The organism is Halomonas sp. BC04 (genome assembly GCF_000568385.1).
This window is the reverse complement of the sequence record NZ_AZQX01000344.1, coordinates 1-8,002: the sequence shown is the minus strand read 5'-3', so window position 1 is coordinate 8,002 and position 8,002 is coordinate 1. Positions and strand designations below refer to the sequence as shown.

The following is an 8,002-nucleotide window of genomic DNA, read 5'->3' as shown; positions in this document are numbered from 1 at the left end:
GTGGCGCCGGCCTTGCCGATGGCCAGGGTGCCCACGGCGATGCCGCCCGGCATCTGTGCGATGGAGAGCAGCGAGTCGAGGCCCTTGAGCGCCTTGGATTCCACCGGTACGCCGAGTACCGGCAGCGCCGTCTGGGATGCCACCATGCCCGGCAGGTGTGCGGCACCACCAGCACCGGCGACGATCACCTGCAGACCACGCTCGGCGGCGCTCTTGGCGTAGTCGAACAGCAGGTCCGGGGTGCGGTGGGCAGAAACCACGCGGGTCTCATACGGCACACCCAGGCGTTCGAGCATCGCCACGGCGTGCTCCATGACCGGCCAGTCGGACTTCGACCCCATGATCACGCCTACGCGTGGCTGCTCGTTGGAGGACTGCATGTGCGGCTCCCGGAATAAGGTGCAGGTAAGCGAAGGGCAGGTATTCTAACGGCGCCCGCAGGCGCCGTCATCTTGACCATTCGAACAATACCCGTCGTTCCTCAACCACTGCGGACGCCGGCGGCAGCCTCCTCCCGCCGATGGGCGATCCAGTTGCCGCCGATGGCCAGGGCCATGACCACTACACCCGCGATCTCCGCGGTCAGGTCGGGATAGAATACCGCCACGATGGCCGGCACGATGGCCAGGCGCGACAACCACGACATGCGGGTGAAGAGATACCCTTCCAGTGCGGCGGCAAAGGCACCGAGCGCCAGGATCGCGATCACCCCGTTCCAGATCACCACCGGCACCGGGCCGCCGACGATGATCTCCGGATTGAAGACCATGAACATCGGGATCAGGTAGAGCCCCTTGGCGAACTTCCAGGCCTGGAAGCCGGTTTCCATCGGCTTGCTGCCGGCAATCGCTGCCCCGGCGAAACCGGCCAGCGCTATCGGTGGCGTGACATTGGAGTCCTGGGAGTACCAGAACACCACCAGGTGGGCGATCAGCAGCGGAATACCGAACTCGGCGGTCAACGCCGGACCCACCAGCACGATCAGCACGATATAGCTGGCGGTGACCGGCAGCCCCATGCCCAGTACCAGGCTGGCCAGCAGCACCATCAGTAGCGCCAGCACGATATTGCCGCCGGAGAACGCCATCATCATGGCCGAGAACTTCAGCCCCAGGCCGGTGAGCCCCACGATCCCGACGATGATGCCCGCCACCGCACAGGCCATGGAAACCGCCACGGCATTGCGTGCACCCAACTCCAGCCCTTCGATCAACTTGACGAAGCCGGCCCATAGCATGAACCCGGTACTCGCCAGAGTGACCCTCTGACCCTGCTGCGGAGCGACGAAGAAAAACCACACCGCGTAGCGCAGCACGGCCACGACCACCATGGTGATCACGGCGTAGAAGCCGACCCGCATCGGCGACATGTTCATCACCAGCAGATAGACCAGTACGCCAAGCGGTAGCAGGAAGTGCCAGCCGTCGCGCATGACCTGGCGCATCTGCGGCAGCTCGGAGCGCGGCATGCCCTGCATACCCTGCTTCAAGGCAATGATATGCACGAAGAGATAGACAGTGGCGAAATACATGATGGCCGGCAGGACGCTGACCTTGACCACCTCCAGGTAGGGAACCCCGGTGTACTCGGCGATGAGGAACGCACCGGCCCCCATCAGCGGCGGCATGATCTGGCCGCCGGTGGAGGCGGCCGCCTCGATGCCGCCAGCCTGGTGCGGCTTGTAGCCAGGCGCTTCATCAAGGGGATGGTGAAGGCCCCGGTGGTCACCACATTGGCGATGGCGCTGCCCGAGATCGACCCCATGCCGGCGGAGGCGATGACTGCCGCCTTGGCCGGACCACCGCGCTGACGACCGGTGGCGGCATAGGCCATGTCGATGAAGAACTTGCCCGCCCCGGTGCTTTCCAGGAAGGCGCCAAACAGCACGAAGACGAAGATGAAGGTCGCCGCCACCCCCAGCGGCAGGCCGAAGATGCCCTCCTGGCCCAGGTAGAGCTGGCCGACCACCCGGTCGATGTTGTAACCACGGTGTTCAAGAATGCCCGGCAGGAACTGGCCCAACCAGGGCAACTCGCCGCGAGGGCCAGCGAAGGCGTAGAGAATGGCAACGAGGCCGATGATGGTCATGCCCAGCCCCACCGCCCGGCGGCTCGCCTCCAGCACTGTCACCGTGGCGATGCAGCCAACCAGGATATCGGTCTGGCTCCAGAAACCGGCACGGGAAATGATCTCATCGAGAAAGAGCACCAGATAGCCCCCGGTGAGCAAGGCCCCGCCCAGGAAAAGGATATCGATGGCCCAGCCCAGCACACCGCGCTTGCGCCTGGGACCAAACACCGGAAAGATCAAAAAGGCCAGCAGCATGATCAGCATCAGGTGGATGGTGCGCTGGTAGAACAGCCCCAACGGCTGGATGCCGGCGGAGTAGAGCTGAAACAGGGAGAGCGCCACGGCCACCAGCGTGATCAGCCAGAGTATCGGCCGGGCCTGAATGGCATTGCCACCGGGTGCGGTGACGGGAGGATTGCTGGAGTCGCTCATGCACGCCTCAATAGGGAATGGTTGTTGGGGAATGCAGGTGAATGATCACCCGTTCGCCGGCGGCCTTGTCACTGATGCTCAACCGACGCTCCTCATACAGCAGACGATGGTCCACCTGCGGGGATCCGACCCGAAGGCGGTAACGGTTCCCGGGTACCGGTTCGTCGATCTCTTCGATCCAATAGCCGCCCTGGCCATCCGACACCTGGCGCCCCCTTCCTGGGACATGGCCCAGTCCCGCCGCAAAGTCGGGCTGATGACTACGCTCGAGTACCATCTGCCCTGCGAGGTGACGATAACAATCTTGCACGCGAATGCCGGTCACGGAGTGATTCCACTCCAGGCACCAGCGCTCCCCCTCCGGCATGGGTAGCGTCAGGATGAGGCGATCGTCCTCGCCCCGCACCTCGAGACGTGCCAGCTCGTCGGCAACGGCCGGGACCGCTGTCGATACGATCGCCAGCGCCAGGCCGAGAACCAAGGTACGGAAAGTCGCCGGCCCGAGGGCACGGCGACTTTCGTGGGTCATCGAGGCACGCATTCTCAGTGCCCGACAGGAAGGGTCATTCCGCCCGTTGGTGGTCTGCCACCTCGGCACCGACTTCCTCGTAGTAGCGCAGCGCACCCGGGTGGAAAGCAATCGGCGTGGAGTTGACACTGAACTCGACGGTGGTGTCGTTGGCCGCCGGATGGACGGCGATCAGCTCATCGGTGTGCTCGAACAGTATCCTGGTGATCTGATAGGCCATCTCCTCATCCAGCTCGGTGCTCACCGCCAGAACGTTGGGGATGCTGATGGTCTGAACAGCCTCTTCCATGCCCTCGTAGAGACCAGCGCGAAGCTCGTAGGCGGCAAAAGTCGCTCGGCATCACGCGCATTCTCGATCTCCTCGTCGGAGAAACCGACCAGGCGAATGTCGCGAGTGGTCGCCAGGTTGAGAATCGAGCTGGTGGGCGGACCCACGCTCCAGAAGCCGGCATCGATGTCGCCATCGCGAATGGCATCGGCGGTTTCATTGAAGTTCAGCCGCTGGGGCGTGAAATCGTCATAGCTGATGCCGTTGGCTTCCAGCAGGGCGCGAGCGTTGAGCTCGGTACCGCTGCCCGGGGCACCGACGGAGACCCGCTTGCCAACCAGGTCGGAAAGGGTATGCACGTCGGAATCGGCCAGCGTGACCAGCTGTACCGCGTTGGGGTAGATCGAAGCCAGGGCGCGAATATTTTCGAGCTGACGACCCTCGAAGTCCCCGGTACCGCTATAGGCCTGGAAGACGGTGTCGGCCAGGGCCAGGGCAACATCGGAATCGCCTCGCCATACCAGCCCCATGTTCTCCACGGAAGCGCCCGTCACCTCGGCCACGGCGCTGGCGCCCTCGATATGGTTGTTGATCAGCTCTGCCAAGCCGCCACCGTAGGGATAGTAGGTACCGCCGGTACCACCGGTGGCGATCGAGAGCTGCTGGGCTACTGCCATGGGTGCAGTGACCAGCAGCGAGGCTGCCACTGCATACTTGAGAACTCGCATGGAATTCCTCCATCCTGAAACCGGATTGTTCGTGTTGTAGAAATCGATCTGGCGCACCGGGGGGAACCCGGCCACAACAAGAAACTAGCATGCCCCTTGGCTGGGGCGCTAATCGACAGTTTCTACGTTATTGTAAATTTTCTGCAATTCCACCATGGTCGGTTCAGCCCGGCAAGTCATCGGGTCTTGCACTGAGCAGCATGCGTCCGAAGCTCAGCGCATAGAGCCAGAACACCAGAAGCCAGCGGGGCATAGACCGCGGATACCGAGACCACCTCACCGACCAGCCCGAGGGCGGAGAGCTGCTGGCTCCCGGTCGCGGTGCCATCGCCACGCTGCGCGGGCGTTTCTGACCCGCGTCGGCCGCTGTCCGCCCGTCGGGCAGCGGCCGACGCGTCATCGCCAAAAAGGGGGCGATCGATACTGGCAAAAACCGAAAAAAGCCCCCATGATGTAGCTGTCGCAATCGCCCATTGGAGCATCATGAGTACGGCATATCGCACGACAGGCGCGGACCTTCTCGACCCTCCGCGAAGTTGCCCTGACCTCGACGTCAGGGATCTGGAAAAACGCACACGCCTCATGCGCATCGTGACTCGCTGATCGCCGTATCCGACCTGGGTTGCCGCGAGATCGCTCGCCGAGCCGGGTTGCCGGCACAGAAGATCAGTGACCTGCTGGCCGGTCGCCTGGAACACCTTTCACTGGATGAGCTGCGGCTTCTCTATCGCACCATCAACCCGGAAGGCGTCCCGCACTAGCCCTGCCCCGAATATATCCGCAGCGCCCGGTCACCTCGACCGGGCGCTGTCGTCTATGCCCATACAATGGATACGGATGCGCGGCGGATGAACCAGCGGTTCAGCCAATCACCGGCAGTCAATCATTCGCCAGGTAGTGAACGCTGAACAGTCCCTCGGCATCGCTCCAGACCGCATCCGGCCGATAGCCGGCGCGCCGGGCCAATGCCTGGAACCCTTCGCGGCTGTACTTGCAGGAATTCTCGGTATGCAGCGTCTCGCCCGGCGCGAACGCGAAGCGGTGCTGATCGACAACCAGCGCCTGCCGGCACTCGCTGACCAGGTGCATCTCGATGCGCGAAGCCGCCTCGTTGAAGAAGGCCCGGTGCCGGAAGTTGTCGGGTTCAACCATCGCACCCAGCTCCCGGCGCATGCGTTCCAGCAGGTTGAGATTGAAGGCCGCCGTGACCCCGGCGGCATCGTTGTAGGCCGCCTCGAGGATCTCGCTAGCCTTGACCAGGTCGACGCCGATCAGCACCCCGCTGCCCGGGGGCAGGGCGTGGCGAAGTCGGGCAAGAAAGGCCTCGGCCTCGGCCGGCGTGAAATTGCCGATACTCGAGCCGGGAAAGAAAGCCACGACTCGACGCCCCTCGACTCCCGGCGGCAAGCGCAGGCGTTCGGAAAAATCCGCCCAGGCGGCGTGCACCTCGAGCCAGGGGTAGTCGGCCGCCAGTCGGCGGGTGCTCTGGAGCAGGAAGTCGCGGGAGATATCCACCCCCAGGTAGCGACTCGGCCGCATGGCCTCGAGCAGCAGTCGCACCTTATGGCTGGCGCCGCTGCCCAGCTCGACCAGCAGCGACTCCGGCCCGACCAGCGCCGCGATCTCCTCGGCGGCGGCGGCCAGAATGCCCTCCTCCGTGCGGGTCAGGTAATACTCGGGTTGGTGACAGATCGACTCGAACAGCAGGGAGCCCCGCTCATCGTAGAAATACTTGGGCGACAGGGACTTTGGGGAGCGGCCAAGCCCGGCGATCACGTCGTCGCGAAACGAGGGCGCCGTCTCGTCGGCATGCTGGTTGTGAAAACGCACGGCAGTGGACATCACAAACCTCGCTGACAACAGGATGATGCCAGGACATCCAACGGGGTCTTGGCGTACCCTCGCTGGTATCCGGCTAGACTAGGAGCCGGCTAAGCCCGACAGGCTCCTACCCGCAATGCGAACGTCTCCTTAATCTAGAGTGAGTCCCACGATGCAGCAACCGCAGCAGCCAGTGCTAAGGGATATCGTCCTGGTCGGCGGTGGGCACACCCATGTGGGAGTGCTGAAGCGCTTCGCCATGAAACCCGAGCCCGGCGTCAGGCTCACCATGGTCTGCCGCGACACCCATACCCCCTACTCGGGCATGCTGCCGGGCTATGTCGCCGGCCACTACGCCTACGACGACGTGCATATCGACCTGCGCCGGCTGGCGGAGTACGCCGGGGCACGCTTCTTCAGCGACGAGGTCATCGGCATCGACCAGGCAACGCAGACCGTCCTCTGTCGCTCACGCCCTCCGGTGCCCTACGACTGGATGTCGATCAATATCGGCTCGACCCCCAGCGTGAATGCGGTCAGCGGCGCCGGCGAGCATGCCGTACCGGTCAAGCCGATCCACCAGTTCAATGATCGCTGGCAGGCGCTGCTCGAACGCATCAAACACCACCCCGGCCAGACCCGTGTCGCGGTAGTCGCGCCGGCGCCGGTGGCGTCGAGCTGCTGCTGGCCATGCAGTACCGGCTCAGAAATGAACTGGCCGCCCTGGCCCGGGACCCCAGCGAACTGAGTTTTTCTCTCTTCACCCGTGGCGCGCAGATCCTGCCGACCCACAATCCCCGGGTGCGCAGCCACTTCCAGGCCACCCTGAAGCACCGGGGCGTCGAGGTCCACACCGCCACCGACGTGGTCGGCGTCGAAGCGGGCCGGCTGCAGACCGCCGACGGCACCTGGCACGACGCCGACGAGATCGTCTGGGTCACCATGCCGGGGGCGCCGCCTGGCTACGCGATACCCACCTGGCACTCGACGACGACGGCTTCATCCAGGTCAGCGACACCCTGCAGTCGCTATCCGACCCCAGGATCTTCGCCGCCGGCGATATCGCCAGCCAGGTCAATCATCCCCGGGAGAAGGCCGGTGTCTTCGCTGTCCGCCAGGGGCGCCCGCTGGCCGACAACCTGCGCGCCGCCGTGACCGGCCGCCCCCTTTCGCCCTACCGTCCCCAGACGAAGTGGCTGGCGCTGATCAGCACCGGCGACCGTCACGCCGTGGCCTCCCGCGGCGGGCTCTTCCTCGCCGGCGACTGGGTGTGGCGCTGGAAGGACGGCATCGACCGGCGCTTCATGGCCAAATTCAACGACCTGCCGCCGATGGAGGAGGATGCCATGAGGCGCCCCGCGCCAGCCGGGTGGCACTGAATGAGGAAGAGAGCGCCCAGGCGATCTCGGCCCTCGCCATGCGCTGCGGTGGCTGCGGCGCCAAGGTGGGGGCCACGGTGCTCTCCCGGGCCCTCGCGACCCTGCAGCCGGTGGAGCGGAGCGAAGTACTGGTGGGCCTGCATGCCCCGGACGATGCCGCCGTGGTGCGAATACCCACGGGCAAGGATGCGGTGCATACCATCGACTTCTTCCGCGCCTTCATCGACGACCCCTATGTCTTCGGCAAGGTCGCGGCCAACCACGCCCTGGGCGACATCTTCGCCATGGGTGCCGAGGCCCAGACCGCCACCGCCGTGGCCACGGTGCCCCAGGGCCTCGAGGCCAAGGTCGAGGACACCGTCTACCAGATGATGCGTGGCGCCGTCGAGGTGCTCAACGAGGCCGGCTGTGCCCTGGTCGGCGGTCACACCGGCGAAGGCAGCGAACTGGCCCTGGGGTTTGCCGTCAATGGCCTGATCGACGCCGGCGGCGCGAGCGCCCTGACGAAAGGCGGCCTGCACCCCGGCCAGGTGCTGATCCTGACCAAGCCCATCGGCACCGGCACCCTGTTTGCCGCCCATGCCCGGCTCGGCGCCCGKGGSCGCTGGATCGATGCCGCCCTGGCRAGCATGTGCCAGTCCAACCGCCAGGGCGCGAGCTGCCTGCGCGAGCACGGCGCGACCGCCTGCACCGACCTCACCGGCTTCGGCCTGCTGGGGCATCTGGTCGAGATGACGCGCCCCTCGGAGGTGGATGCCGAAATCGACCTGACAGC

General features: G+C 65.1%; 7 protein-coding genes and 2 pseudogenes. 4 read left to right on the top strand and 5 right to left on the bottom strand.

All coding sequences use genetic code 11. From position 1 onward, the window contains the following. The 5 genes and pseudogenes from purE to egtD all read right to left on the bottom strand — a co-directional run. A partial coding sequence (gene purE, locus Q427_RS23050; RefSeq protein ID WP_043517578.1) for a 5-(carboxyamino)imidazole ribonucleotide mutase occupies window positions 1–380 on the bottom strand: 380 nt, incomplete at its 3' end. A gap of 101 nt (window positions 381–481) precedes the next feature. Further along, window positions 482–2,502 (bottom strand): annotated as a pseudogene (locus Q427_RS23045) (TRAP transporter permease). A gap of 7 nt (window positions 2,503–2,509) precedes the next feature. Then, window positions 2,510–3,031, bottom strand: a complete 522-nt coding sequence (locus tag Q427_RS23040; protein WP_043517577.1) for a DUF1850 domain-containing protein — start codon at window positions 3,029–3,031, stop codon at window positions 2,510–2,512. A 34-nt stretch (window positions 3,032–3,065) separates the two neighbouring features. Next, window positions 3,066–4,027, bottom strand: a pseudogene (locus Q427_RS23035) (TAXI family TRAP transporter solute-binding subunit). A gap of 879 nt (window positions 4,028–4,906) precedes the next feature. Then, on the bottom strand, window positions 4,907–5,869 hold the full coding sequence (gene egtD, locus Q427_RS23025; RefSeq protein WP_043517576.1) for an L-histidine N(alpha)-methyltransferase: 963 nt from the start codon (window positions 5,867–5,869) through the stop codon (window positions 4,907–4,909). 151 nt (window positions 5,870–6,020) lie between these two features. Between egtD and Q427_RS32740 the strand changes: the two genes are divergently transcribed. The 4 genes from Q427_RS32740 to selD all read left to right on the top strand — a co-directional run. Beyond that, on the top strand, window positions 6,021–6,596 hold the full coding sequence (locus tag Q427_RS32740; RefSeq protein WP_197030798.1) for a hypothetical protein: 576 nt from the start codon (window positions 6,021–6,023) through the stop codon (window positions 6,594–6,596). After that, window positions 6,539–7,003 carry a hypothetical protein gene (locus Q427_RS32735; RefSeq protein WP_197030797.1) on the top strand — a complete coding sequence of 155 codons (465 nt, stop codon included), beginning with the start codon at window positions 6,539–6,541 and terminating at the stop codon, window positions 7,001–7,003. The genes Q427_RS32740 and Q427_RS32735 overlap by 58 nt, the downstream gene beginning before the upstream one ends. Beyond that, entirely contained in the window at window positions 7,000–7,227 is a 228-nt protein-coding gene (locus Q427_RS32730) for a hypothetical protein (RefSeq protein WP_197030796.1), read from the top strand. The genes Q427_RS32735 and Q427_RS32730 overlap by 4 nt, the downstream gene beginning before the upstream one ends. Then, on the top strand, window positions 7,218–8,002 hold a 785-nt coding region (selD, locus tag Q427_RS32725), incomplete at its 3' end, for a selenide, water dikinase SelD (protein ID WP_197030795.1). The genes Q427_RS32730 and selD, both read left to right, overlap by 10 nt.